Origin of the sequence: Helicobacter sp. MIT 01-3238 (genome assembly GCF_003364135.1) — a bacterium.
Classification (GTDB): domain Bacteria; phylum Campylobacterota; class Campylobacteria; order Campylobacterales; family Helicobacteraceae; genus Helicobacter_B.
The window spans coordinates 62,088-88,443 of the sequence record NZ_NXLN01000008.1 but is presented as its reverse complement, the minus strand read 5'-3'; the positions used below and the strand labels follow the sequence as shown (position 1 = coordinate 88,443).

The window sequence follows — 26,356 nt, the reverse complement described above, 5'->3', positions numbered from 1 at the left end:
CCCCCCGTTTGTGTGCCGTGCGGAGTGGTTGAGATTTGAAGTAGATATTTAAGTAACTTTGTGTTTTTTGGATTATTAAAAACTTTACTCCCCATTATATTTTTTAATTCTGTTGTGCCTAACCCACTACTTGCAAAATCTATAAAACTTTTTGGCGGATTTTCTTTTTCTATCATTGCATATAAATTTCCGTTAGAATCTTTCTTTACCTCTTTGGACTCTAGCCATTGTTTATAATAAACAGAAAAGCCATTTTTACCATTTTTGATAAGAATCCTATCAATTTCAAGCATAGTTTTTTCCAGTGACCATTTCCAGCACCCATTTCCAGCACCCATTTTTGGTGGTCTTATTGTAATGTATCCTTGTTCTATCAATTCAATATTATCAGTATAAATTTCCTTTGTATTGTTTGCCCTAACGGCTTCCTTATCATAATCAAAGATTGGTTTAATATCATTCGTGTTAGGATTAAAATAAAATGTATAACCTAAACTTGGTCTATTTTCAAGACTACCGCCTTGTCCGCCACCCATAGAAAGCCCAGCACCTTCATAATAAAACTTGCCTGTTTTCTCGTCCTTAAACACTTTTACCTTTTCATTTTGCAAAATCTTATTGATTGGGTTAGATTCTATATTTTTAGCATAGCACAAAATGGTTTCGTGGTTTCTTTGAATCGTATCGGCATCATTTTGCGCATTTCCTTTAAGCCATATCATATCTCTGCAAAAATTCCTCTCCCCAAAAATATCATCAAAAAGGCATTTAAGATAGGCTTGATTTCTATCATCTATACTACAAAAGATTACGCCATCATCGCGCAAAAGCATTTTGGCGAGTTCTAGGCGTGGCTTTAGCATTGAGAGGAGATTATCACGGGTGATTGCGTTGTTATAGTTCGTAGGGGCGAAGTCGCCTAGATTGTCCTTGCCATAGGGCGGGTCGATATAGATGACTTTGATTTTTTCTCTATATGTGATGAGGAGATTTAGCAGTGCGGGGTAGTTGTCCCCTATGATAAGCGTGTGCGTCATAGCTTTTGGGTTATTTTCAAAGCTAAGTTTGCTATCTTTTTTTAGGTAGTGTATGGCGTTGCCCTTAGTTTTTTCTAGCCTTGTATCAAAGTGAAAGCCCGTTTTTTTATAAGTAGTCCCTAGCGCGCTAATTGCCTGTGCTTGCGCGATATTCTCTGCCTTGCTTATGAGCTTTTCTAGCAAATCGTAGTTGTTTTGCTCTAAGATTTTGTCCTCTACGCGTTGCTTTAGCTCGGCTAAAATATCACGCTTGACTTGGGTGAGACTATCAGTTGGATTGTCTTGCGAAGTGGTTGCGGAGGTGCTTTGGTGGGGATTTTGTGTGGTGCTTTGATGATTGTTTATGGTGTCTTGCGAAGTGTTTTTGTGATTATCCTGTGCCATTTGTGCTACCTTTTTTTAGATTTAAGGGGATAATTATAATATGTTTCGCGCTAAAGTTTTCTCTTTAAGTTGGATAATTCTAGCCAAAGTGCAAAAATCTAAAAACATTGCGCTAAAATCTCATTTCAAGCAAAATCCCTTAAAAACGCTCAAAACCCCCCCTCACTCATAAAAATCCCATATAGGAATCTCATAGCTTAGGCTGCTCACGCCCTCCACGCCCTGTATGCGCGAGTGTGCGACTGCCTTGCTTCGCTCAATCAGCAGCGGGATATACACGCCACTTTGGATAAGCAGCTCTATCGCCTCATCGCTTAGGGCTTGCGCGGAATTTGTGTGAGTAGATTTGTGTGCGGGGCTTTGTGGAGAATTTATAGCAGGATTTTGCGTGCTGTTTCGGGCGGGATTTGTGCCGTGATTTTGCCCTAGATTTTGTGGTTTTTGCGCGGAGTTTGCCACAGAGGCGGACTCTTTGATAGCCTGCAAAATAAGCGCGTCAATGCGTGGCTTCTCTTTCAAAGCACTTTGGGCGATATAGTCCCCGTGCCCAAGCGGCTTGGTGTAGGAGTAGAGCTGGGATAGCGGCTCATAGGGCGCACCCCACGAATCAACAAACGCCATATCAAACTCGCCCTTCCTTAGCGCGTTGGCATACATACTTGGCTCAAGCCCGCGCACGGACAGCGCGATATTTGCCTCTTTTAGCTGGGATTGGAGGATTTGGGCGAGCATTTTTTGGCTTGGCTTATCGCCGAAAAAAAACAGCTCTAGCTTTAGTGGATTTTGCTGCGTGTAGCCAAAAGAGGAGAGAATCTCACGAGCTTTTGTGAGATTTTGCTGATAGAGGTTTTGCTCTTTTTGTGAAGCATTGTTTTGAGTGGTTGGGTTTTGCTTGCTTTGCGTGGGTTGGCTTGGGTTGGCTTGGGTTGGCGGATTTTGGTTTTGTCCCTTTTGTGTGGGGGATTGGTTTTGCTTGTTTTGTGGGGCTTGGTTTTGAGGATTTTGCAGTTTAAATTCTGGATTGTGGTTGGCATTTTGGCGAGATTGTGGCTGTGCGGGGGAATCTTTGGGCTTAGTTTCTACCCACCCCCTAGTCCCACTCGTGCTAAGGGAGGGGGGAATAGTGCGATTATCATCTGCAAGCGAGGGAGGAACAATGCGTGTATGCACAAAAATGCTCTCCGCGACACTTGCTATGGGACTTGCTATGGTGTTTGTTGTAGGGCTTGCACCGCTTTCATCGCTAGGATTTGCACCACAATCCACGCTACAATCCCCGCCACCACTCTTATCACTCTTGCCACTCACGCCGTTTTCGCCACTATCGCCACTACTTGCACCACTCACACCTATGCCATACACCGCGTTTATCAGCGTATCTTTGTCTATGCTTAGGGCTATTGCCTTGCGGATTTGGGCTTGCTTTATGCGGTTAGAGTTTAGCATAAGGCTTGTGGCGAAAGAAGCCTGCCCAAGATACGCCCGAAACTTTGGGCTTTTGCCACTATCGCCACGCACGGTATTGATTTTGCCCGCACTTTTTAGCTCCTCATTTCTTATCTCTTGGAAAATCCTTATAGGAATCTCATCTGCGCCATATATCATATCCACCTGCCCCGCCCGCAGCGCGCTTAGCTTGGAGTTTGGCTCAAATATGACTTTGACTACCACCTCATCATAGTATAGCCCACCCTGCGCCTCTAGCCGTTTGCTGTCCCAATAGTGCGGATTTTTGGCGAACTTATCATAAGAGCCGAGCTTGGACTCGACTAGCATATACGCACCCGTGCCGATGGGCTCTGGGTTTTGCGCGACTAAGTCCAAATCAGGCGGAAACGCGCTAGGGGCGAGAAATCTAAATGGACGAGGCAGTGCAAGCTCATTTAGCGTGGGTGCGTAGGGCTCTTTTAGCACAAGTCGCACGGTGTAGTCATCTATTTTTTCTACGCGCTCCAAAGCCCTCGCTAGCCCACTCCACGAGTGCCTAGCGCGATTTTTGAGAATCGAGGCAAAATTTAGCACCACCGCATCGGCGTTGAACTCCTCGCCATTAGAGAAGCGCACGCCCTTGCGCAAGGAAAACACATAGACTTTGCCACTTGTATCGAGGGCAAAAGAAGTCGCTAGGCTTGGGATAATCGCGCCATTTTTGTCCGCCTTTAGCAGTCCCTCATAGAGCAGGTTTTGGGCAAACATAGCGTTTTTGTTATACCCCTGCGGGTTTAGCGCACCGACATTTTGGCTATATGCGATTTTTAGGACTTTTGGACTTGCTACAAGATTTTGGGAGGATTTTGAAGCGATGTTTTGGCTTAGATTTTCCCTCAAAAGCGACACGCTAAAAAACACGCACAAAGAAAAAATGCCAAGTGCTAGCCCAAACATAGCTAGGATTTTCACCCCACTTCCAATCACACTCCCAAATGCGCCTTCAAACCTATCCACACTCGCCCTAGCAAGTGCGATTATAGGCTTGAGAAAAGACTTCATTTTTTCCACCTTTTGCCACATTTTTTGTCCCACCGCGTCCCTTAAATCTTTGCAAAAATTCCCAAAATTTCACAAAAAATATGCTTTTTTGTGATTTTATAAATTGTATCCAAAAATATTAACAAAATCTATTTGGTAATATTTTGTTAATCAAAAAATTGCTAGAATGTCAAAAATGCACAAAAAATGTGTAGTTTTGTAAAAATTTCTAAGAATTTTCGTTTTGATTTTGCAAATTTATATCAAAATGGAAAAACTTTGGCTACACTGCTTTTTCATCGCCACACAAGCGATGCCAACAAACCGCGACAAAAAGCGAAATATATAAAAGTGCAATACATAAAAGCACGATAAGGACTGCAAATGAATCAAATCCAAGCCACCAACTTCAATCGCCACTCTAGCCACCACGACCCTTCAAACACCACCCAAAAACGCAAAACCACAAATCTATCCCGCATAGCCCTAAGCATAATCGCTTCTAGCTATCTGTGCTCACTAAATGCCAATCCACAAGCTACCCAAAATCAGTCTACACAAAATCAACTTGCGCAAAATCAAGCACATTCTACCCAACACGAGCAACCAGCACAAGCACAAACTATGCAAACTACGGCAACAAGCACACAAGATTTACCACAATCCCAAAGCACACAAGCAAGACAAGAAGCCCAAGCAAGCCACACAGAGCAAGCGGAGCAAGGAATGCAAACAGAGAATAAAGCGCAAGACACACAAGAACCCTCACTAGATTCCACACAAAGTCCCACACAAGCTACCCAAAGTCCCTCACTAGATTCTACGCAACAATCCACCGATACTCCGCCCACACCACACACACCAGCACAGCCAAAAACACCCAAATCCACCCAAAGCCCCATAGAGATAAAAGAGCTTGATAGAGTTGTTACCACAGGTTCTGCACTTGCAAGCGATATAGCTAGCATTCCGGGTAATGTCTCAATCATCGATTCCAAAGCGATTTCTACGCAAGCAAATACCAAAATAACAGACATTATCTCCAAGCAAGCAGGTGTCCACATCGACAACAACGCCAGCTTCAACCCCCGCCCAAAGGTAAAAATACGCGGGATAAACTACGGCACGCTAGTCTTGCTAGATGGGGTGATTTTGAGCGATTTGGAGGGAGAAGCTAGAATCCTAAATCAAATATTCCTAAACGAAGTAGAGCGTGTAGAAATCGCTAGAGGAGCGTCCTCCGCAGTATATGGCACAGGCGCGATAGGTGGCGTGATAAATTTCATCACCGCTATGCCAAAAAAGCTAGAGATAAAGGCTAGCGCAGGCTATGGAAGTGCTTTCATAGACGGCGAGGCAGATAGAAATGTCGCAAGTGCTTACTTAAGCGTGGGCAATGCCTTTTTGGACAAAAAGCTAAAAGTGAAGATTCACGGAGGGTTTAAGCGAAGTGAAGTATATGCCAACTCGCCATCGTATGTAAACGCCACACAGATGGAAGAGCAAACAAACAACCTAAGTGGCTACTACATAGACAACAAGGACAGATATATCATAGGCACAACCGGTGAAAGAGAAGTAAACATCTACGACATAGGCATAAAAGCTAGCTATGAGCTAGGAGAGAGAGATGAGCTAAGCGCGACATTTCGCTTCTCAAACCACAACTACGACACCAAAAACTACAAAACCTACCTAAGAGATGCCAGCGGAAATCCCACCTACACGATAAATAACCAAAACTACTTCATCGGTAGCGGACAAACAGGGCTAGGCACTTACTCACACATACTAGCTAGCCTAAACTACCTCCATAGCTTTGATGATGGCATATTTCGTATCCAAGCATCTAGCCTAAATCTCCTTAGCAAATGGCAGGACGCAGAAAATGGCGACACAAATAGAAACTTCTCTAGCGGAAAAGGCAGAGGACAAGACATCGACACAAGCAACAACTACCTAGACTTCATCTATGAGGATTTGCACTATGATAGGCAAAAATTCACGCTAGGAGCGCAGTTTCGCTACCACCATATCGTGCAGACAACGCCCATTCTCACAAATTGGCGTGATTCTAGCACAAGAAGTGGCTACCACAACAAATATGGGGGAGAGACATTTATAGGCTCGATATATGGCTCTCTTAATTCTCTTTGGGTAGATTCTAGCAAGTATGGCAAATTTGGCTCTACTCTAGCAGGTAGGTTTGATAATTGGGTAAATTTCGACAACTACATAGAAGACAAAGAAAATGCAGGAAACGCAGAGCTAAACAAACGCTTTGCCACTACCTACTTGCCTATCTTTAGTCCCAATCTAGCCTTGCACTACACCCCACTGCTTAGCTCCACCACCCCGCAAAACCTTACCCTAAAAACTAGCGTAGGATATGGATTTCGTATGCCAACGATGAGAGAGAAGTATTATTTCAACTTCGGCAGTGGAGGCTCTGGGCACGAGGGGCGAGAGCACAGCCCAAACCTAAAGCACGAGCAAGCACTAAGCTTTGAAATCGGCGCAGAATACCAAAGCAAATGGATAAACACAAGCCTTTATTTCTACAACATAGAAATGTTTGATATGATATACCAAACAGGCGATGGCTCTAACACCGTCCGAATGCGAAGAAACGCAGGCAGGGCTAGAATCAATGGCATAGAATACACCCTAGAGATTCCCATCTATCGCGCCCTAGCCTTTGGTGCGAACTACACACTTACAAATACACAATTCCTAACCAACACAAGTGCTAACCCAAACCAAAGCACCAAAGGCAACGCCCTCCCAGCTATCCCCAAACATAGCGCAAACTTTAGCCTTTCTTACGCACCAAAATACGGATTTTATGGCTCTTTGTGGGCGCACTACACAAGCGCGTTTTTCTACGATGATGCAAACACAAGGCTTTGGGGCTCTTTATATAGCTATGATGAGCAATTCACCCTAAACGCCAAAGCGGGCTATGCCTTTGCAAATGGGATTGACATATCCGCGCAATTTCTAAATATGACAAACAATAGGTATTGGGACTACTACATAATGCCGGGTGCTAGCTTCTACCTCCAAATCGGCTACAAGCTATAAGTAAAATCGCAAATAAAATCATAGCGACTTTTTGTCATACTTAAGCGAAGCGAAATATCTCAAAAAATAACCTCAAAATCAAAATCCCAAAAATCCCTAGCTTTTCTTATTTTTCAAAGCATTGCCGACAAGCTGCGTTATATCATTTTGCAAATTAGGATTTTTAGATATGAGTCGCTCGCGTATTTCAGCAGCTTTGTCCGTGTCTATGCTATCTAGCGAGACTAGCTCTTTTACCGCATCAAGCCATTCTTGTCTTTGTAGGGATTGCGGTGCGATGATATTAAACTTTTTGATAAACATATCCACTAGCTCTAAGGCTTTGGCTTGAGTTTTGGCATCAGGGATAAGTGCGCGAAAATCCTTTATGGTAAATTGCTTTGGCTTAGGAGGACGCACGCCGAACGCCGAACGCGCCACAACCCCAAACACAAGTAGCACCGAGCCAAGCCCAAATGCCAAAATCAAAAATAGCGCGAAAAACCCGTGATTAAACATTGCTACTCCTTGTAATGTAAATGCCCTTTTAGTATAAATATTTTTAGCACAAACGCCTTTTTGCTTTATCTTATGGAAGTGATTGATTTTACTTGCATTCTAGCATTTTGTGCTTTTTCACTTTTTGCACGCGTGGCTATTATTTCGCGCTTTTGCCTACTAGCTTTCCTACTATTTGTCTTTTTGCTTATTTGCCTTTTGGTGCTGATAAAACGCATTTATCGCTTCGACAAAGCCATCTAAGCTCCCGCAATCATATCGCTTCCCTTGAAATTTATACGCAAGCACGCGTCCATTTTTTGCCTGCTCCATTAGCGCGTCTGTGATTTGGATTTCGCCCTTTTTACCCGGAGGCGTTACTCGCAAAATATCAAAAATATCAGGCGTGAGTATATATCTGCCGATGACTGCGAGATTTGATGGGGCTTCTTTTTGGCTTGGCTTTTCTATCATCTTGCTTACACGATAGACATTTGGAGCGATTTCCTCCCCTGCTATTACACCGTATTTGTCTACCTCGCTTAGTGGCACTTCCTCAATGGCGACAATAGAGCATTTATGCTTAGCATAGAGTTTTGTCATTTGGGCTAGCACGCCATCTCCCTCATTGTAGCACAAGTCATCAGCCAAAATCACCGCAAAAGGCTCATTGCCTATGAGCGTTTCCCCTGTCAAAATCGCGTGCCCAAGCCCTTTCATTTCGTTTTGGCGAGTGTAGGAAAAAGTGCATTGTGTGATGAGAGAGCGCACCTCATTTAGCAAAAACTCCTTATCCGTTCCTTTGATTTGGTGCTCTAGCTCATAGCTTATGTCAAAGTGGTCTTCGATACTGCGCTTACCCCGCCCCGTAACAATTGCCATCGTATGACAGCCAGCACTTAGAGCTTCCTCTACACCGTATTGGATAAGTGGCTTTGCAAGCACGGGGAGCATTTCTTTTGGCATAGCCTTTGTCGCGGGGAGGAAGCGCGTGCCATAGCCTGCTGCTGGGAAAAGACATTTTTGTATCATTTTGGATTCTCCTTTTTATGAGATTTTTTGGGCTAGATTTTAGATTTTGCTCCAATCGCTGATTTTCTTAAGATTTATTAAGAATCAAGTCGCATTGTAATCCACAAAGACAAAAAAAGCGTTAATAGACTTTTATCACGCATTATCTCTTATTTGCCTTGATTATTCTTGCGTTGCCCCTAGCATATCTGCTTCCCCACTCTGCGCTTTCCCCTCTGCGCTTACTTTGCACTTACTTTGCGCTTGCTACACTTCAGGCATATCCCTAGACTCACTAAGCTCATCTATCTCTTTAGAGTCTACCACTAGCTCCCATTTCTCATCATTGTCAATGATTTTTGTTTTGTCCAGCTTATCTAAGTCTTGGTCTTCATCTTGGGCTTCTTTGATTTTTGGTAGGGATTTTTTGGTTTTTGCGCCTAGCTCTTTTAGACTCTCTGCTCGCGAGCTAAGCCCGCCTTTGCCATTTATCTTTGTCTCCATTTCATCGCTTGTGTTTTGAGCTTGCTTGAGTGTCTTTTTTAGCCGCTCAAAGTCCTCATAAAACGAAGCAAACTTATCATAAAATCTGCCAATCTCTTCAAACGCCCTTTGCACTTTCTCATCACTCTGTATATGCACCCAACCGATGCTGATAGTTTTTAGAGCCATAAAAAGCGTGTGTGGCGTGGTGAGGTAGATTCCCTTTTGATAGGCGTATTGGTAAATATACGCGTCCGCTTCCAATGCCATATCTAGTATGTTTTGATATGGCACAAAAAGCAATACAAACTCGTGCATTTTGGCATTTTTAAATCTAGGATTGCTAGAGTGAAATCTCTGATAGTTCTTTTTTGCTAGCTCATCTATGCGAGATTTTAGATTTTTGGCGATTTGAGCTTGTAGAAGCGAGTTTGAGAGCGCGTTTGGTGCGGGATTTGTGGCATTTATAGAAGCATTTGGTAGGTTTTGCGTATCGCTTGGGATTTCGCCTTTTGGTAGAGAATCACTCTCAAGCCCCGCATTTGAATCTAAAGAATGCGTAGAGTCCGCACTTGGCAGATTTGGCAGTGAAAATTTAGAATCTATCACAATCCCGCTTTTGGTATCAAAATACACCACCGCATCGGGGACAAACCGCTTGCTTACCCCACTATCATCATCGCTAAAGCTACTTTGAAGTTCATAGTTTATCCCCTCTTGCAAGCCACTTGATTCTAGCACGGTCTTTAGTTGTAGCTCGCCAAAATTCCCCCGCACCTTCTTTTCGCCTTGCAGGACTTGGGCTAGCTTGTTTGCGTCCTCGCCTAGCTTGCGTGAGTAAGTAAAGATATGTGAGATATTTTCTTTTAGGCTTGCTTCATTTGCAATCAAGCTTTTAGAATACCCCTCCATTTCCTTTTTTAGCGGGGTAAAAATCTCTTCTAGCAACTCCCTAGAATCTTTATTTAGCATTACTTTGTTTTGATTTAGCAAGGCAGTTTTTTGGATTTCTAGGTTTTTTTCTAGCTCCTCTTTGAGTGTTTTTAGGCTATTTTCATATCGTTTTTCTAGCTTTTCTAGCTCGCCTTTTTGGTTTTGCTTTAGCTCATCTAGTTGGGTGGATTTATCCTTTAGGGCTTGGGCATAGAAGTGGTTGGAGGATTCTAGTTTGGCTTCCAGCTGTGCTAGGGATTGGGATTTTTCTTTGGCTTCTAGCTGTGCGGAGTAGAGTAGGTTTTGGGTATTTGCTAGGAGTGATTTTAGGGATTTTACTTTCAGTAGTGCTAGAGCGCAGATGAGGGCTACAAACACAAGTAGCCAAGAAGATATATCAAGCATATCAAACATCGTAGTTCCTTTTTTTGATTTTTGGCAAATTTAGCAAACGCGATTATAGCATATTTAGAATCTTTGGCTTAAACAAGAATCAAAAGCCAAGCACGCAATTAAAAAGCAAGGGGCAAGTAAAGAAAAAGTCAAAAAAAACAAGCAAAGCAAAAATCAAGCAAAGAAAGTTAAGTAAGCAAAAGATAGATTCCCAAACAAAGCAAATACAAATATTTGCGTGGCGACTAGATTGCTAGAATCTAGCAAATCGACAAAACCACCACGCAAATTAGAAAAGCCCTATACACTGCGCTAGCCAACTAAGCCTAGATATGACAACGCCACTATATATCATAGCGGAAGCGCACAACCCCCGTGATACCACCTTGCTGTCTATCGGCTTTGCGCAAGTAGGAGTTATACCAGCCTATGTGTGGGACTATGGTAAAGTTTTTGGAGACTTTGTAGGGGACTTGGAAAGAGACTTTGTAGCTGTGGACAAACTCATTTGCCACCGCTTGAGTGATAGCTGCACGATTTGCAGTCGCTCCATTTCCACCATAGCTTAGCTGATAGCCCGCACCAAGCGTGAAAGAGAGAGCGTCATTTGCCTTGTAACTAAGCTCAAAAAACCCGCCACCTCTCTTTGTATCAGTGCCTGTGGCTATGCTTCCGTAGTTGAAGTTGCCCGTGCCATAGGAAGTCCTCTGCTCGCCGTATAAATCGCCATTTATGCCATAATTCACAAACACAGACAAAGACACAGGTCCAAACACAGGTTTTACCCCTGCGATGACATTCCACGCGTGTCCGCTTCCTACACTTGCAGGTCTTGTTCCGCCGCTTGCATTTGCGTTGTAGTATTTGTATGTCGCGCCCACTTTGAAGTTGCTTATCGCGCCTTTGTTTCTAAACTGATAGGCGACACTCACTCTAGGCACTTCCCTTATGGTGTAGTGGTCTTGGATAAGTGCTATGCTCACACCTGCATTGCTATAAGCTAGCTGTGTGTCGCGATTGCCCGTGATGACAGAGCCAAAGCCCGTGCTACCTGTGTCTTGATGCAAAAAGTCGCTATTAAACCCACCCTCTACCGTGGGAGAGTCATTTCGCCCAAAAAGTAGCTTGCCACCTTTGCCGAAGTCATACTGCCCAAAGAATTTACGAATCCCGGGCATACCTGTGGTTGCACCACTTGTCATAGAGGGCTCTTGCGCACCTATCTCAAGCTTTAGCATAAACTTATCATAGTGCGTGTCAATACCTATGCGAGAATTTACTTGGATTCCCGCTATGTATTGGCTGTCTTTGTTTATGTCGCCACTTTGCTGTGTAGTAATCCCACCGCCACCTGTATAGCCCAAAAGCGCACCATATAGATTTACCTTTATGGCTTTTTCGTCATTGTTATACACTTGGATTTCAGCTAGTGCAGGCACTGCCAATGCCGCACAAAGCGCGCAAGAAAGAGAAAGACTAGGAAAAGTAGAAAAAGGCGAAGCCCCCAAATGGTGTGAATGCCGTGAGAATCTCCAAAGGCGTGAAAAAGAGCGCGTAGCTCCCCTCTTGTAAGCATTTGCTAACATCTCAAACTCCTTGTAAAAAATCGCTCCACCGCTTTTGCAAGCAAAATCTATCAAAAGATTTTTAGATTTTGCCTTAGAGATTGCTTGATAGATTTGCTCCACACCCGACATATTTCACAAATCCCAAAACTCAATCAAAAATCAGCAAAGCAACTCTATACTACAAAAAAAAAAAAAAACGGATTTTTAACCTTTGTTATTTTTGTGTAAATTTTGTAAAACTTTTGTAAAACTTTATGCCACCTCTTGCCACTTCATTTTTGCCCCCCAATTTTTTGCTACCAAAAATAGATTTTGCAAGTCAAAAGCCAAAAAATAATCAAAATAAGAAAAATCAACAAAATATGCTAAAATACACCACTTAAATCAAAACAATGCCTCTAAAACCCCCAAAAAGCAAAATCTAAAATAGCAAATATAAGCCAAAAAGGAGCGATGATGCAAGGAGCGATGAGTGCGCTTATCACGCCATTTAAAGACGGCAAGGTAGATGAAGCGACATTTATGAGCCTGCTGCGCAGACAAATCCGCTGTGGAATGGACGCGTGCGTGCCTGTGGGCACTACGGGAGAATCCGCCACACTAAGCCACAGCGAGCATAAGCAGTGCATAGAAATGGCAGTAAGCGTCTGCAAAGGAAGCAAGACAAAAGTCCTAGCAGGAGCGGGGAGCAATGCCACAAGCGAGGCTATCGAGCTAGCCAAATTTGCCCAAGAGTGTGGAGCTGATGGCATACTATGCGTATCGCCGTATTACAACAAACCAAGTCAAGAGGGGCTATATCAGCACTACAAAGCCGTAGCCAAGTCCGTAGAAATCCCACTTGTGCTATACAATGTCCCCTCCCGCACAGGAGTCAATATCGAAACAAGCACGGCTATAAGGCTATTTGAAGAAGTGCCAAATATCACTGCGATAAAAGAAGCTAGCGGCTCTATGGAGAGAATCATTGAGCTAAACACTCACGCGCAAGGGCTAGCAATCTTTAGCGGAGAAGACGCTATAAACTACCCAATCCTAGCAAACGGCGGAAAAGGTGTAATCAGCGTAACGGGCAATCTTTTGCCAGACAAAATCGCCCAGCTCACACACTACGCGCTTGAGGGCAAAATATTGGAATCTAAAGCGATAAATAATGAACTTTATGATATAAATTCGGTATTATTTTGCGAAAGCAATCCTATACCTATCAAAGCTGCGATGTTTTTGAGCGGGCTTATACCCACACTAGAGTATCGGCTACCTTTGGTCGCTCCTAGCGTGGAAAATATGCGTTTGATTGAGCAGATTTTACAACAATATGAGGTGTGCAAATGAGTGTAGATTCTAATAAAAATGCCTGCTGTGGCGCAAGCGAGATGAAAGGCAAGACGCTTGTCATAAGTGGAGCGACAAGAGGCATAGGCAAGGCGATTTTGTATAAATTCGCCCAAAATGGCGTGAATGTGGCTTTCACTTACAACAAAAACGAAGAAGAAGCAAATAAAATCGCTAGCGATGTAGAATCCAAATACGGCATAAAAGCGCGATTTTACCCGCTAAATGTGCTCGAGCCAGAGCAGTATGTCGAGCTTTTTAGCAAGATTGATGTGGATTTTTCACGCGTGGATTTTTTTGTCTCCAATGCAATCATTTATGGCAAAAGCGTAGCAGGCGGGTTTGGTCCTTTTATGCGATTGCGTCCAAGAGGGCTCAATAATATCTACACTGCCACCGTGCTAGCGTTTGTCGTAGGTGCGCAAGAAGCGGCAAAACGAATGAAAGAAGTAGGAGGCGGGGCAATCGTGTCGCTAAGCTCTACGGGCAATCTCGTGTATATGCCAAACTACGCAGGGCACGGCAACTCTAAAAACGCCGTAGAAACAATGGTGAAATACGCCGCAGCCGAGCTAGGCGAATGGGGAATCCGCGTAAATGCCGTGAGTGGCGGTCCTATCGATACAGACGCGCTTAGGGCATTCCCAGACTATGCCGAAGTGCGAGCCAAAGTGGAAGAGCAATCCCCGCTAAACCGAATGGGGACGCCACAAGATTTAGCAGGTGCGGCGTATTTCCTCTGTGATAATGCCCAAAGTGCGTGGCTCACAGGACAAACAATCGTAATTGATGGTGGCACGACATTTAAGTAGCCTTAAATGGGATTTTAGTGGGATTTCGGCAAGATTTTGCCAAAATCTTTATTGTTGGCTTTTGAAATATTTGGCAGATTTAGTTGTTGTATTTGTCGTGGCTATTTAGGGTGTTTTGCTAGCTTTTAAGCAAAATCAAATCCTAGCAAAAGCATTTATTTAGGGCAAACAACTAGGACAAGCCACCAAAATCTACAAGCAAAATCCACCAAACCATTTTTTTGATTCTTATAGATTTAGCTTTCCTTGCGCTTTTTATACTTCTCCACGCTTTATTTGATACTCTTTTTGCTCCATTTGATTTTATTTGCGCTTTTTGCGCCTGCTTTGTTTTTGGCTTTGCTTTTTTGGCAAAACTTACGCAAATCACTTCACAAAATCCAACATTTTGCAAAATTTAAATCAAAATTTAAGCAAATTATAAGAGAGTTATAAATAATATTTTGTATCATTTTTTGTTTTTCTCATAATCACGCCAAAAATGCGAATAACCAAAAAGAGAAACCAAGCCAAAATCTGCTAAAACCTCATCAAACCCAAACAAAAACATAAGGAAAAATATGCAGCCAATACAAACCAAGCAAGCCACACCACAAAAACACCCGCCCCGCTACAATCGCGTTTGGATTTTGAGTGTTTGTATCGCGCTAGGATTTTGTCTATGTGGCTTAGTGGCACTTGTGCTTGGCGATAGTGATGAGGTGTGGGGAGTGGCTAGGCTTTGTAGGGCGATTTTTGGTATAGGGCTAGATTTTGGATTTGACTCTGGCTCACTTTCTAGCGATTCTAGGATTTTGTGGGAAGTGAGAATGCCTAGAATCCTCCTAGCAGTGCTTATCGGTGCGCTACTAGCTTCATCTGGTGCAGTTACGCAGAGTATCTTTGCAAACCCAATCGCAGACCCATATATCATCGGTATCGCTTCTGCTGCGACTTTTGGGGCGGTGCTAGCGCATTTTATCGGGCTTGATGATGTGTATTATGGTGTGGTGGGGTTTGTGTGCTGTGCTACATTCTCGCTACTTATCTTTGCCCTGCAAGAGAGGGCAAATATCACTACGCTACTAATCATTGGCATCGCTATTAGCTCGTTTTTGGGTGCGATTAGCTCGCTATTTATGTATATCATCGGTGAGTCAAGCTTCAAAATCATAGCGTGGCTTATGGGCTATCTGGGATTGAGCGCGTGGTATAAAGTATGGATTTTAAGCGCGGTGCTTGTGGTGTGTCTAGGGTATTTCTACGCTCATAGGAATGGACTAAACATAATCCTAAGTGGCGATGAGGAGGCAAAAAATCTAGGGCTAGATGCAAAAAAGCTAAAGCGAAATCTACTCATCATTTCTAGCTTAAGTGTTAGCTTTGGTGTGGCTTTTAGCGGGCTTATCGGCTTTGTGGGGCTTATTATCCCTCACATTGTTCGGCTTGCTCTGCGTGATTATAACAATGCCCTTGTCCTGCCATTATGCACGGGACTTGGTGGGCTATTTTTGCTTTTTTGCGATACTATCGCGCGAAGTGTGCAATCATTTGAGATTCCCATCGGAATCATCACAGCGTTTTTTGGTGCGCCTATATTTTTGTATCTCGCACTAAAGTCAGCTAGACTCTAGAAGTCGCATTTGTGATTGGCAAGTGGGTTTTGCAAATGATTTACGCAAGTGATAAGGCAGTGATTAAAGAAATGGCAAGGAAGTGGCAAATCTTATGGAATCCATATCTGTAAAAAATCTAAGTTTTTCTTATGGCAAAACCCCGATTTTGCAAGACATTAGCTTTGCTGTGCAAAGCGGGGATTTTGTAGGGATTTTGGGTGCAAATGGCTCAGGCAAAAGCACGCTCATAAAAAACATACTAGGATTTTTAGCCCCTGCCAAAGGAGAGATAGAGATTTTGGGCAAAAACATAAAAGAGTATGACATAAAATCCCTAGCTTCCCTTATCGGCTTTGTCCCCCAAAAATCCGCCATAAATTCGCCACTGCTTGTAATGGACTTTTTGCTTATGGGGCGATATAGCGCGCTTAAGAAGGCGTTTGGCGACTATGATAGTAGCGACAAAGCACAAGTAGAATCAGTGGCTAGGGATTTGGATATAGAGCGGTTTTTGCAGCGCGATATTTTAAGCCTTAGCGGTGGGGAGTTTCAACGTGTCTTGCTTGGCAGGGCACTGCTAAAAAATCCAAAGATTTTGCTACTAGATGAGCCAACAAGTGCGCTAGATATGAGCTATGCCTTAGAGCTGCTAGGGCTTTGTGAGGGGCTTTTATCACGCAGTATCGCTATCGTAGCAGTCCTGCACGACTTGAATCTAGCCTCGCTTTTTTGCAAAAATATCATCTTGCTAAAAGATGGGCAAATCTACGCGCAAGGTAGCCCAAAAGAGCTTTTTACCCCTAAGATTTTAGAGGAAGTGTATGGGCTAGACTGCAAAGTGATTTATGAAATGGCTTGTGGCAAAGAGATTCCATTTGTCCTACCTCTAAAACCAAATAAGGAGAATCCACAATGAGTGATAAAAACAGCACAAAAAACGATATAGGCAATATATTTTTGCAGATTTTGCCTAAAGGCTTGCAAAACCTGCGCAAACACTTACGCACGAACTTTTGCAAAAAATCACGCAATAAATCGCACAAAAAGCTATGGCAGATTTTGGTAGTGGCACTGCTTGGAGCATTTGGCACGCACGCACTAGCACTTCAAAACACCGCCACAAATACTAAAACCAAAGCTAGCCCACAATCAAATCAAACAAAAGAGATGAGGCTAGTCGTGCTAGACCCCGCAAGTATCGAAATCATCTACCTACTTGGCAAGCAAGATAGCATAAAAGCAATCGCCACAATGCAACAATCCCATATCTACCCCCAAGAGCACACTTCAAAGCTACCAAGTGTGGGGAGCTTTTCTAACCCATCGGTAGAAAAGATTTTATCACTAAAGCCCACTCTTGTGATTTTGAGTCTATACTCGCTCGGGCTAAAAGAGAGGCTAGAAAATCTAGGGATTCAAACAGCATATCTACAAGCAGATAGACTAGAAGATATGTATGAAAATATCGCCAAAATCGCCACCCTGCTAGGCGAGGAAGCAAAAGGAGCGCAGCTCATAGACAAAACAAAGCGTGAGATAAATTCCCTCCAAGCCACACAACAAAGCCAAAAGCCACAAAAAAGCGTGATATTTCTATATAGTAGCAATCCCCTAATGGCGTTTAATGACAACTCCGTAATTGCAGATATTTTGCGCTTGCTAGGGCTACAAAACAAAACTATCGCTACCAATGTCGCCCGCCCCATACTCTCAAATGAATTTCTGCTAAAAGCCGACCCAGACATACTCATACTTGGTGTGCAAGCAAATGATATATCCACCCTCATCGCTCAAAATCCAGCACTAAAAAACCTAAAAGCCTACAAAAACAACGCGATTTTTACATACCCAAAGGCACATAGACTACTTCGCGTAAGCCCCACCATAGTAGATGGCATAAAAGACCTAAAATCCACGCTAGATAGCGCGACAAAATAGTGTCAAGATTGATATATTTAAGAGGTTTTGTGATATTTAATTGGGTTTAGAAGTTTTGTAGTGTGAGGGATTTTTGTCGTTTGAGTGGGGAATTAAGCGTTTTGTTACATTAAAGAGTATTTGTCATATTGAGCGTAGCGAAATATCCAAAAAATAAAATATGCAAGTAGGGACATTACGCTTCACTCAAATATTACAAAACAAAAAAGCTAACAGCCCAAATCTAAGCGGGCTTGACAAACAAGCCACACTCAAAAAAACAAGCTAAGTCCCCGCAAAAACAAGTCAAAAAACAAAAGCCTACTTGTGAATCGCTTCGATTTTCTCGCTAAATGCGTCATAAGCACCAGCCATTATCTCTGTATGCTCGTTTTCAAACTCTTGCAAAATCCACCCCATCTTCTCTCTATATATGGATTCTTGCTCTTCGTTAGATTGTAGCTCTTTTTTTGCCTGCTCTAGTTTAGCCAAAAACGGGCTAGAGATTTTTGCTAGAGCAGCTTCAAACGCACCAAAATCGCTTATAGCTCCATATTTTTGCGCAGATTCTCTAGCCTTTGTTTTTGTTTGCTGCATAGTTTCGTTATGCCATTTTTCTATCTCTTTCATATTTTCATTTTTGTCTTTAAACTTGCTATAAAAATGCTCATAGCCACTACCGATAAGGTTGTCAGTTTTTGAGCGATTTTTCTGCTCGGCTTTTAGGATAACCTTTAGGATAGATTCTAGGGAGCTTATCCTTGATTTAAACGCGTTTTGTATATCTTGGATATATCTTTGCGTTTGGTCTTGCTTGTGTTTTTGGATTTGGGCTGATTGCTCGGTAGTGAGGGCTTGTAAACTAGCTAGACTTCCTGCAAGTGCCACTCCAAACGCCACTCCTGCAAACATAGAGATTCTGCCTGACTTTTTCATTACTTACTCCTTTTGGTTGTTGTATTTAGCTTTCTAGCCAAAAACTAGATTCTAACACTTTTTTTACAAAAAATCACAAATATCACATTACTTAGTCGTGTTTTGGTGCTGTTTTTGTAGTATTTCGCGATATTTTTGGTTTTTTGTGGCGATTTTGGTTTGGATTGCACGATATTTTTTGCAAAAACACGCTAAATATTCACTCTCAAATATTCTAAATTCACTTTAGCAAGGCTTCATCTACTATGCAGGTAGCGATATGAGATACCGCACCCCTTAGAGACACGCAGCCATTGCTATCCTCGCTAGCTTGTGCTGGCTCTCCACTAGGTGGGATAAGCCTAGCACTGCTATCCACTCCATAAAACCGATACCCCACCACAAGCGCAGCTGCCATACCGCTACCACAAGATAGCGTTACTCCCTCTACACCCCGCTCATAAGTAGCAAACTCCACGCGCTTATCATCGATTTTGTGTGCGATAGTGATATTTGCATCAAATTTATCTCTAAGTATTGCCAAAATCGGCTTTGCTTGCGCGGTATCTCTAGCCTTTGGTAGCAAGTGCGCTGGCAGAAAACACACAAGATGAGGCACGCCTGTATTTAGAGAAAACCATTGGCTATTTTTGAGTGTCTCAAGCGTATCAAGGCAATCTCTAGCTAGCTTTTCACTCTCCTCTACAAAGTCCCTCCCAAACTCGCCATCTAGCTCCTCCCCGCCAAAATCCCCTATCGCCCATCGCAGTGCCATATCCATACTAGAATCTTTGGATTCTTTTATCGCCTTTAGTGAAGTCTGCGAAGACTGAATCTTTGTCATATACTCGGTAATATCCCGCAAAAGCACAATCTCTTTTAGCGTGCCAAGTTTTTTTAAGCTGTGAAATTTCCCTAGATTTGCCTGCACGATGTCGCCATTTACTTCTATGTCTATGACACCTGCGCCACTTAGAAAGCTATGCCTTTGCTTTGCTAGCCCCGCTCCAAAGGCATAATGCCCCACGCATCTGCTCGCACTTCCACACATATTTGCCCTGCTCCCATCAGAGTTATAAAAATCCCATTTATACGCAGTATTTTGCCCGCTTGTGTCATTTGGAAGCACCACCACTAGCCCATCTGCTCCTATGCCACGAAACCTATCACAAAGCCTAACAGCAAGCGAGCTAAAATCCGCTTCCGCAATCGTATGAAAGATAAGGAAATCATTGCCATTTGCGCAGTATTTATGCAGAGTGATTGTTTGCATTTGCGGGGTTTTGCTCATCGTGTCGCTCCTTGTTTTAAGTTTTTGTTGTTACTTTTCGCGCTTTTTTGTCATTCTTGGCATATAAATTTACAAAATTCGTCCAATATTTAAGTTTTAGGTGTTAGAATTGTAGCGTATTTGAGTGTTTTTGGTGTGTTTTGTGTGCTTTTCATAGAAATACCAAGATGTAGAAAAATAAGGAGAAACAATGCAAAAAGACATACTGCTACTTATGGGCAGGTATAACCAAAGCGCAAATAGCGCGATGATAGAGGTGCTTGAGGATTTAGATGAGGTAGCGTTGCACAAAGACAGGGGGCTTTATTACAAGTCCATTATTGGCACTATGGTGCATTACACCACAGGCGATGCGAGCTTTTTCAAAGACTATTTTGCGTCTTTTTGTGAGAATCCACCAAGTGCGAGCAAAATTGAGGCAATGCTAGAATCTCCTTTCGCCCTCAAAAGCGAGATAGCAAATGACGCGACAAATCTTTTTGCCGCAAGGGAGGAAATCGATAGCTATATTTTGCAAGTGATTGAGGGGATAGGCGACTTTGGCGCGATAAAAGAGCTAGCTTTCCCGTGGGGAGCGATGAAAAAGCCTGTGTATCAATTCATCTTTGGGATACTCAATCACGGCACGCACCACAGAGGTATGATAGCCTCCGTGCTTGACACACTAGGTGTGCAAAACGACTTTAACGGCGCACTTGGAATCTAAGCCAAAATCTTTGGTAGTCCAAATCCAGAAAAAAGCCAAGATAAATACGCCACAAAAGTAGAAAACCCAAAATCTACTTCCAAAGCCCAAAAGCCCCAAAATCACGCAATCCAAAATCCAGGGAATCCTTTGGCACGAAAAAATATCACGCAAAATCTTAGCCTATATCTTGTCGCTAGCAAGGGAGAGAGGAGCGATGAGGAGTTTTTGGGCATAGTTGATGAGGCACTGCAAGGTGGGGTAGGCATAGTGCAACTGCGAGAAAAGCACCTTAGCTCGCACGAGTTTTACGCCCTTGCTTGCAAGCTAAAGGCACTTTGTGATAGACACTCCACCCCGCTTATCATCAATGACAGGATAGACATAGCTCTAGCGTGTGGTGCAAGCGGAGCGCATATCGGTGTCAAACACGATTTGCCCCTCCAAGTGGCTAGGAGGATTTTGGGTGAGGATAAGATTTTGGGTGTGAGTGTAAATAAGCTAAATGAAGTAGATGAGCTAGCAAAAGATTTAATCAGCGCAGACTATCTAGGAGTAGGCGCGATATATCCCACACAAAGCAAAGCAGACGCACTTATCATAGGCATAGACGGACTAGCTAGTATCATAGAGCAAGTCTCCCAAAAAATCTCAAAAGACTTGCCCATAGTGGCTATCGGTGGGATAAATGAGGCAAATATCCACTCTCTAGCAAGCACAAACATAGCAGGAGTAGCAGTGGTAAGCGCGATAATGAACTCGCCAAATCCAAAGCAAGCCACGCAAAATCTAAAGCAAAGTCTAAAACCAAAATCTAAGCCCTAAGAGTCTTTGTCAAAAACCACCACAAAAACGACTTACAAAAGCAGGTGTAAAGACAAAAAGCAGGGCTAAAGTCAAACAGCAAGCAAGCTACAAACAAAGCAATGCTAAAACAACAGCTAAAATAGCCAAAAGAGCACAAAAAGGAATCTTATGAAAATCCTAAACAAAATTTTGGACAAAATCTCAAGCAAAATTTACAACAACCCTAAGCCAAAATCCCTACCAAATGCACAAGAAGCGCAAAACACACAAGATTTGACACAAAGCACACCAAAAGACAACACACCAAACCAATCACCACAAACTTCACAGCCCACAAAAAGTGCGCAAAATTTAGCAAAAAATCCTTATCACTCTTTTCGTGCGCAAGTGTTTTTTGGGCTTGCTTTTTGTGTTTCGCTAGCTCTTATGGCGTGGCTTTATTATGCGTTTTTAAACGCCCTTTGTATAGCAGCATTGCTATGTATCGCTAGCTATTTTATCAAGCAGTGGTTTTCTGCCTTTATCAAAAGCAACGCTTTGTCTTCGCTTCTTAGCGTATGTGTGCTACTTTTGCTAATCATCGTGCCGCTGTTTTTTATCATTCATCTTGGGGCGTTATCGCTTCTTAGCGTTGATTGGCTACAAGCCCAATCGCTATACCAACAAGCAAATGACAAAATCACACAGATTCTATCCCTCATACCGATTAAAGCAAATCTACCGTTAGAAGAAAACCTTTTATCAAAGTTTTCTCTATCCTCTATCGTGGCAAATGCCACCAAAATCGCCTCTTATGTGCTTATGAGCAGTGTAAGCTTTGTCATAGATATTTGTTTTATCGCAGTGTTTTTGTTTGTGTTTTTTTATTATGGAGGGCGGATTTATAAATATATGGAGCGGATTTTGCCATTCAAAAGTGAGCAAATCGCCCTTGTCGCAGGCGAGATAAATGGCGTGCTTAGAGTGGTGTTTTTCTCTACGATTCTAAATGTCTGCTTACAAGGCGTGGCGTTTGGAGTGTGTGCGTGGGCGTTTGGGCTTGATGGAGTGCTTTTGGGACTGCTTTATGGGATTTGCTCTCTTATCCCTATCATCGGTGGTGTGCTAGTGTGGCTTCCTACTTGTGCCCTGCTTTTTGCGCAGGGAAATCTTTTTGCTGCAGTGTTTTTGGCAGTATATAGCGTGGTGTTTATAGCATTTATCATCGATAGCGTAGTCAAGCCATTTTTGATTCGCATAGTAAATAAAAAACTGCTTGATAAGCCACTAGAAGTGAGTGAATTTGTGATATTTTTTGCCATTTTTGCAGGGCTTGGAGCGTTTGGATTTTGGGGGATTATCTTTGGTCCTGCTATTAGCGTGTTTTTTATCGCGTTGCTTAGAATCTATGAGAGAGATTTCGCCTAAACCAAGTCTAAAAGCACACCCCAAGCGCACTAAAAGCCAAGCAATCTAAACACCCAAACACCAAAGCCCTCTCTCACATAACATAAAAGCCCCCTAACATAGAATCTCTTGCACAAAATCCAATCGCACAAAGCCCACACACAAACCCTCTTGCGCTAAATCCACACCCCCAGCCCCTCGCAAAAATTGGGCAATAAAAAAGGCACTAGACACAAATTTCTTGCGCCTAGTGCCCTAAAGCTAGAATCAAATTCTAGCTAAATGCGTTGTCTTAAAAGCCTTTAAGCAGCAGCTCCGCCGTGCAAGCTAAGATTTGGCATAATGAAATCTATCCAAGGGATTCCCACAAGCAGATAGATTACCATATAAATCGCTGCAAAGATACCGCCAAGCAAGAAGAATGTCGGTCCTTTGATATAGTGAGAGCCAAACCATAGCGGGCTGCACCCTGTGCCATACGGAGTGATAATCCCCATAAAGCCCATAGGCAAGATAAGAAGCAAGAGTGTCTTATTGACATCTAGCCCGGGGATTGATTGCACGAGCGTTACAAAGATAAGCATTACCGCTGTTACATACGCTGTCCCAGAGGCAAAGAAATAGCGCAACCAAGAAAACGCTAACACAAGTGCGATAATCGCCACGATAGGCTCTACGCCATCAAACTTGCCATCAAAAAGATTTGCTAGCCAAGCGATAAAGCCCACATTGTTTAGCCCACCAGCCATAGCCACAAGTGTAGCAAACCACACAAGCGTATTCCAAGCAGGCTTGTTGCCTAAGAAATCCTGCCAAGTGATACACTTAGCCGCCACCATTAGCACTATCATTAGGAGTGCGGTAGTTGTCGCGTTTAGGTTATAAAGCGCGCTCTTTGGGAAAAAGCTCCCGCCTACCCATAGCACAAGCCCGATAAGTGCGATGATAATCATAAAAATCTGCGGACGGGTAATCTTACCAAGCGCGGCATACTTTTCTTTCGCCCAAGTAACGACTTCTTTGCTTCCCTTTACTTCAGGCGGATAGATGACATAAGCCAAAATCGGCGTAATGAGGAACAAAATAATCCCCACAGGCAAAAACGCCAAAAACCAGCTTACCCAATCCACCACTTGCGCACCACCCTTTTCGATTTGGGTAAGTGCGAGTGGGTTTGGAGCTTGCCCTGTAAGGAAGATTGAGCTAGATACGCACGCACTTGCTAGCCCTACCCAGATGAGATACGCACCGATTTTGCGCGGATTTTTATCAGGGTGAGAGTCAAACATAGGCGCGATACTCGTTACGACAGGATACACAGAGCCACCGCTTCTAGCCGCATTGCTTGGGATAAATGGAGCGAGGATTAAATCCACTAGCGCAATGGCATAGCCTAGCCCTAGTGTGCTTCGCCCTAGCTTGCTTACAAGATATAGTGCTAGTCGCTCGCCAAGCCCTGTTTTGGAAAATCCTAAGCCTATGGTAAATGCAGCAAAGATAAGCCACACAACCGCGTTAGAAAATCCACTAATACCCCAATTTAGCGCAGCTGCCGCAGTGATTTTGGCATCGACAAGTCCAGAATCTTTTGGTCCAAGTCGCAGCACCACTGCTATGACGATAGCTATCACGCCGATAAACGCAGGCGGAATGGGCTCTAAAATCAGCCCCAAAATAAGCCCCATAAACACGGCGAAATAAATCCACGCGTTATAAGAGCAGCCTTCAGGCGCATCTACGCCCCAAAACTTTGGCAAAATAAATATGATAAGCCCAAACACCACAGGTGCAAAGAGCTTAGCAAAAAACGCCACTTTGTCCTTTTCCATAAGGGAGTCTCCTTTCTCTATCCAAAGATTTTGCGATTTGTAAAACCACAGCTTGTAAATCACTTAAAACCACCAAAAACTTTATATGTTTTTGTGCTAGTGGCTACTAAAGTGCGGTGCTTACAAAAGCGCAGGCAAATTATATCTACAAAAAAAAAAAAAACGCGCTTTTATTTCATTGTTTTTGGACATATTCAATGAAAAATGAGGATTTTTTCTAGCTTTGAGAGATTTTGTAACCTTTGTGTAAAAAATTTTTTAACCTTTTATTTTGGTGGTTTTGGCGATTCTTTGTGGTTTTTGTGATTTTTGGTAATTTTGCTCCCTTAAGCAGTTTGTGTGATTTTTATCAATGATAAAGCACAAGCGATAAAATCCAAAGCAACAAAATCAAAAGGTAAAATCAAAAACTTTTGAGATAGGATTTCTACACAGATTTACGCGCTATAATAGAATCTTTACTATACTATGTGGTTTTTAGGCTTTCAAAAGCAAATTTTAAGGAGTAAAAGGAGTAAAAATGGCGACACGAAAAGAGCACGATTTTATCGGCGAGCTAGAGATTGATGATAGTTTGTATTATGGGGTGCAGACTTTTAGAGCGGTTGAGAATTTCAACATTTCTCACGACAGACTCGGGAATTTTCCGCGCTTTGTGCGCAATCTCGCACGCGTGAAAAAGGCAGCTGCGCTTGCAAACTTTGAGCTAGGGCTACTTGATAAATCTATCAAAGACGCCATTGTGAGCGCGTGTGATAAAATCATTGAGGGCGGATATTATGACCAATTTGTGGTGGATATGTTTCAAGGCGGTGCGGGCACAAGCACCAATATGAATGCAAACGAAGTCATCGCAAACATCGGGCTAGAGATTTTGGGACACAAAAAGGGCGAGTATCAATACCTCCACCCAAATGACCACGTAAATCTAAGCCAAAGCACCAATGACGCCTATCCTACCGCGCTAAGAATGGCACTACACGATTATCTAAGCGATTTGGCAAAGGCTATGGAGCATTTGAAAAAGGCTTATGAACGCAAGGCAAAAGAGTTTGAAAATGTGCTAAAAATGGGGCGCACCCAGCTCCAAGACGCCGTGCCTATGACTTTAGGCAGGGAATTTCAGACATTTGCAGTGATGATGGGCGAGGACATACAGCGCGTGCTAGAGGCGAGAAAACTCGTGCTTGAAATCAATATGGGAGGCACAGCTATCGGCACGGGTATAAACTCCCACCCCGACTATCCAAAAGTGGTAGAAAAAAAGCTCCGTGAAGTAAGCGGACACGACTATATCGTGGCAGGCGACTTGATAGAGGCTACCCAAGACACAGGCGCGTATGTCCAAATCAGTGGTGTGCTAAAGCGCGTAAGTGCCAAGCTATCCAAAGTCTGCAACGACTTGCGCTTGCTAAGTAGTGGTCCCAAATGCGGGCTAAATGAAATCAACCTCCCAAAAATGCAGCCCGGAAGCTCCATAATGCCGGGCAAGGTAAATCCTGTTATCCCAGAGGTGGTAAATCAAGTGTGCTTTTTTGTCATCGGCTCTGATGTGACCGTTACCTTTGCTAGCGAGGGCGGGCAGCTCCAGCTAAATGTCTTTGAGCCTGTCATCGCATATAGCCTCTTTAATAGCATCGTTATGCTTGAAAAAGCGATGAAAACACTCGCGGATAAATGTATCGATGGAATCACCGCAAATGAGCAAATCTGCAGCGATTTTGTCTATAATTCCATAGGAATCGTAACTGCGCTAAATCCTTACATAGGCTATGAAAACTCCGCCTCTATCGCCAAAGAAGCACTAAATACGGGCAAACGCGTGTATGACTTGGCTTTGGAGCGGGGACTGCTAAGCAAAGAGGAGCTAGATAATATCCTAACCCCACAAAATATGCTAAATCCACACCTAACGCGTGATGAGATTACAAAAAAGAAATAAAGG

General features: G+C 43.1%; 19 protein-coding genes. 10 read left to right on the top strand and 9 right to left on the bottom strand.

Annotation, left to right across the window (positions count from 1 at the left end; genetic code table 11):
• Window positions 1-1,421 (bottom strand): DNA methyltransferase (locus tag CQA40_RS04240; RefSeq protein ID WP_258864453.1); only part of this gene is annotated, 1,421 nt, incomplete at its 3' end.
• Window positions 1,422-1,583: 162 nt separating this feature from the next.
• Window positions 1,584-3,911 (bottom strand): ABC transporter substrate-binding protein, encoded by a 2,328-nt coding sequence (locus CQA40_RS11070; protein ID WP_181882826.1) that lies wholly within the window; start codon window positions 3,909-3,911, stop codon window positions 1,584-1,586.
• A gap of 363 nt (window positions 3,912-4,274) precedes the next feature.
• Here CQA40_RS11070 and CQA40_RS04230 point away from each other — a divergent pair, with 363 nt between their 5' ends.
• The gene (locus CQA40_RS04230; RefSeq protein WP_115519691.1) at window positions 4,275-6,974 is read left to right on the top strand and encodes a TonB-dependent receptor domain-containing protein; all 2,700 of its coding nucleotides are present in this window, start codon (window positions 4,275-4,277) and stop codon (window positions 6,972-6,974) included.
• A gap of 96 nt (window positions 6,975-7,070) precedes the next feature.
• On the opposite strand, the gene CQA40_RS04225 is transcribed toward CQA40_RS04230, so the two are convergent.
• The 4 genes from CQA40_RS04225 to CQA40_RS04205 form a co-directional block, all read right to left on the bottom strand.
• Window positions 7,071-7,472, bottom strand: coding sequence for a hypothetical protein (locus CQA40_RS04225; protein WP_115519690.1), 402 nt, complete (start codon window positions 7,470-7,472; stop codon window positions 7,071-7,073).
• Window positions 7,473-7,643: 171 nt separating this feature from the next.
• The gene (gene galU / locus CQA40_RS04220; protein ID WP_115519689.1) at window positions 7,644-8,483 is read right to left on the bottom strand and encodes a UTP--glucose-1-phosphate uridylyltransferase GalU; all 840 of its coding nucleotides are present in this window, start codon (window positions 8,481-8,483) and stop codon (window positions 7,644-7,646) included.
• Window positions 8,484-8,729: 246 nt separating this feature from the next.
• On the bottom strand, window positions 8,730-10,292 hold the full coding sequence (gene rmuC / locus CQA40_RS04215) for a DNA recombination protein RmuC (protein WP_115519688.1): 1,563 nt from the start codon (window positions 10,290-10,292) through the stop codon (window positions 8,730-8,732).
• Between the two features lie 323 nt (window positions 10,293-10,615).
• Window positions 10,616-11,968: a hypothetical protein gene (locus CQA40_RS04205; protein ID WP_115519686.1), complete on the bottom strand. Its 1,353-nt coding sequence runs from the start codon at window positions 11,966-11,968 to the stop codon at window positions 10,616-10,618.
• A gap of 324 nt (window positions 11,969-12,292) precedes the next feature.
• Here CQA40_RS04205 and dapA point away from each other — a divergent pair, with 324 nt between their 5' ends.
• The 5 genes from dapA (at window position 12,293) to CQA40_RS04175 (ending at window position 17,519) form a co-directional block, all read left to right on the top strand.
• Window positions 12,293-13,174: a 4-hydroxy-tetrahydrodipicolinate synthase gene (gene dapA / locus CQA40_RS04200; protein WP_034560191.1), complete on the top strand. Its 882-nt coding sequence runs from the start codon at window positions 12,293-12,295 to the stop codon at window positions 13,172-13,174.
• A gap of 41 nt (window positions 13,175-13,215) precedes the next feature.
• The gene (locus CQA40_RS04195) at window positions 13,216-13,986 is read left to right on the top strand and encodes an enoyl-ACP reductase (RefSeq protein WP_115519696.1); all 771 of its coding nucleotides are present in this window, start codon (window positions 13,216-13,218) and stop codon (window positions 13,984-13,986) included.
• 560 nt (window positions 13,987-14,546) lie between these two features.
• On the top strand, window positions 14,547-15,599 hold the full coding sequence (locus tag CQA40_RS04185; protein WP_115519684.1) for an iron ABC transporter permease: 1,053 nt from the start codon (window positions 14,547-14,549) through the stop codon (window positions 15,597-15,599).
• 94 nt (window positions 15,600-15,693) lie between these two features.
• Window positions 15,694-16,497, top strand: coding sequence for an ABC transporter ATP-binding protein (locus tag CQA40_RS04180; RefSeq protein ID WP_115519683.1), 804 nt, complete (start codon window positions 15,694-15,696; stop codon window positions 16,495-16,497).
• 251 nt (window positions 16,498-16,748) lie between these two features.
• Complete coding sequence (locus tag CQA40_RS04175; protein ID WP_115519695.1) at window positions 16,749-17,519, top strand: ABC transporter substrate-binding protein; 771 nt, start codon at window positions 16,749-16,751, stop codon at window positions 17,517-17,519.
• Window positions 17,520-17,819: 300 nt separating this feature from the next.
• Here CQA40_RS04175 and CQA40_RS04170 read toward each other — a convergent pair whose 3' ends face one another.
• A complete protein-coding gene (locus CQA40_RS04170; protein WP_115519682.1) occupies window positions 17,820-18,434 on the bottom strand; it encodes a hypothetical protein in 615 nt (204 codons plus the stop codon).
• A 220-nt stretch (window positions 18,435-18,654) separates the two neighbouring features.
• Window positions 18,655-19,704 carry a diaminopimelate epimerase gene (locus CQA40_RS04165; RefSeq protein WP_115519681.1) on the bottom strand — a complete coding sequence of 350 codons (1,050 nt, stop codon included), beginning with the start codon at window positions 19,702-19,704 and terminating at the stop codon, window positions 18,655-18,657.
• Window positions 19,705-19,894: 190 nt separating this feature from the next.
• On the opposite strand from CQA40_RS04165, the gene CQA40_RS04160 reads away from it, so the two are divergent.
• The 3 genes from CQA40_RS04160 (at window position 19,895) to CQA40_RS04150 (ending at window position 22,603) form a co-directional block, all read left to right on the top strand.
• Window positions 19,895-20,410, top strand: a complete 516-nt coding sequence (locus CQA40_RS04160; protein ID WP_115519680.1) for a DinB family protein — start codon at window positions 19,895-19,897, stop codon at window positions 20,408-20,410.
• Between the two features lie 129 nt (window positions 20,411-20,539).
• The gene (gene thiE, locus CQA40_RS04155) at window positions 20,540-21,214 is read left to right on the top strand and encodes a thiamine phosphate synthase (RefSeq protein ID WP_115519679.1); all 675 of its coding nucleotides are present in this window, start codon (window positions 20,540-20,542) and stop codon (window positions 21,212-21,214) included.
• 150 nt (window positions 21,215-21,364) lie between these two features.
• The gene (locus CQA40_RS04150) at window positions 21,365-22,603 is read left to right on the top strand and encodes an AI-2E family transporter (protein WP_115519678.1); all 1,239 of its coding nucleotides are present in this window, start codon (window positions 21,365-21,367) and stop codon (window positions 22,601-22,603) included.
• Window positions 22,604-22,884: 281 nt separating this feature from the next.
• Here CQA40_RS04150 and CQA40_RS04145 read toward each other — a convergent pair whose 3' ends face one another.
• Window positions 22,885-24,411 (bottom strand): DASS family sodium-coupled anion symporter, encoded by a 1,527-nt coding sequence (locus CQA40_RS04145; RefSeq protein ID WP_115519677.1) that lies wholly within the window; start codon window positions 24,409-24,411, stop codon window positions 22,885-22,887.
• Between the two features lie 520 nt (window positions 24,412-24,931).
• Between CQA40_RS04145 and aspA the strand changes: the two genes are divergently transcribed.
• Window positions 24,932-26,353 (top strand): aspartate ammonia-lyase, encoded by a 1,422-nt coding sequence (gene aspA, locus CQA40_RS04140; protein WP_115519676.1) that lies wholly within the window; start codon window positions 24,932-24,934, stop codon window positions 26,351-26,353.
• Window positions 26,354-26,356: the final 3 nt, after the last annotated feature.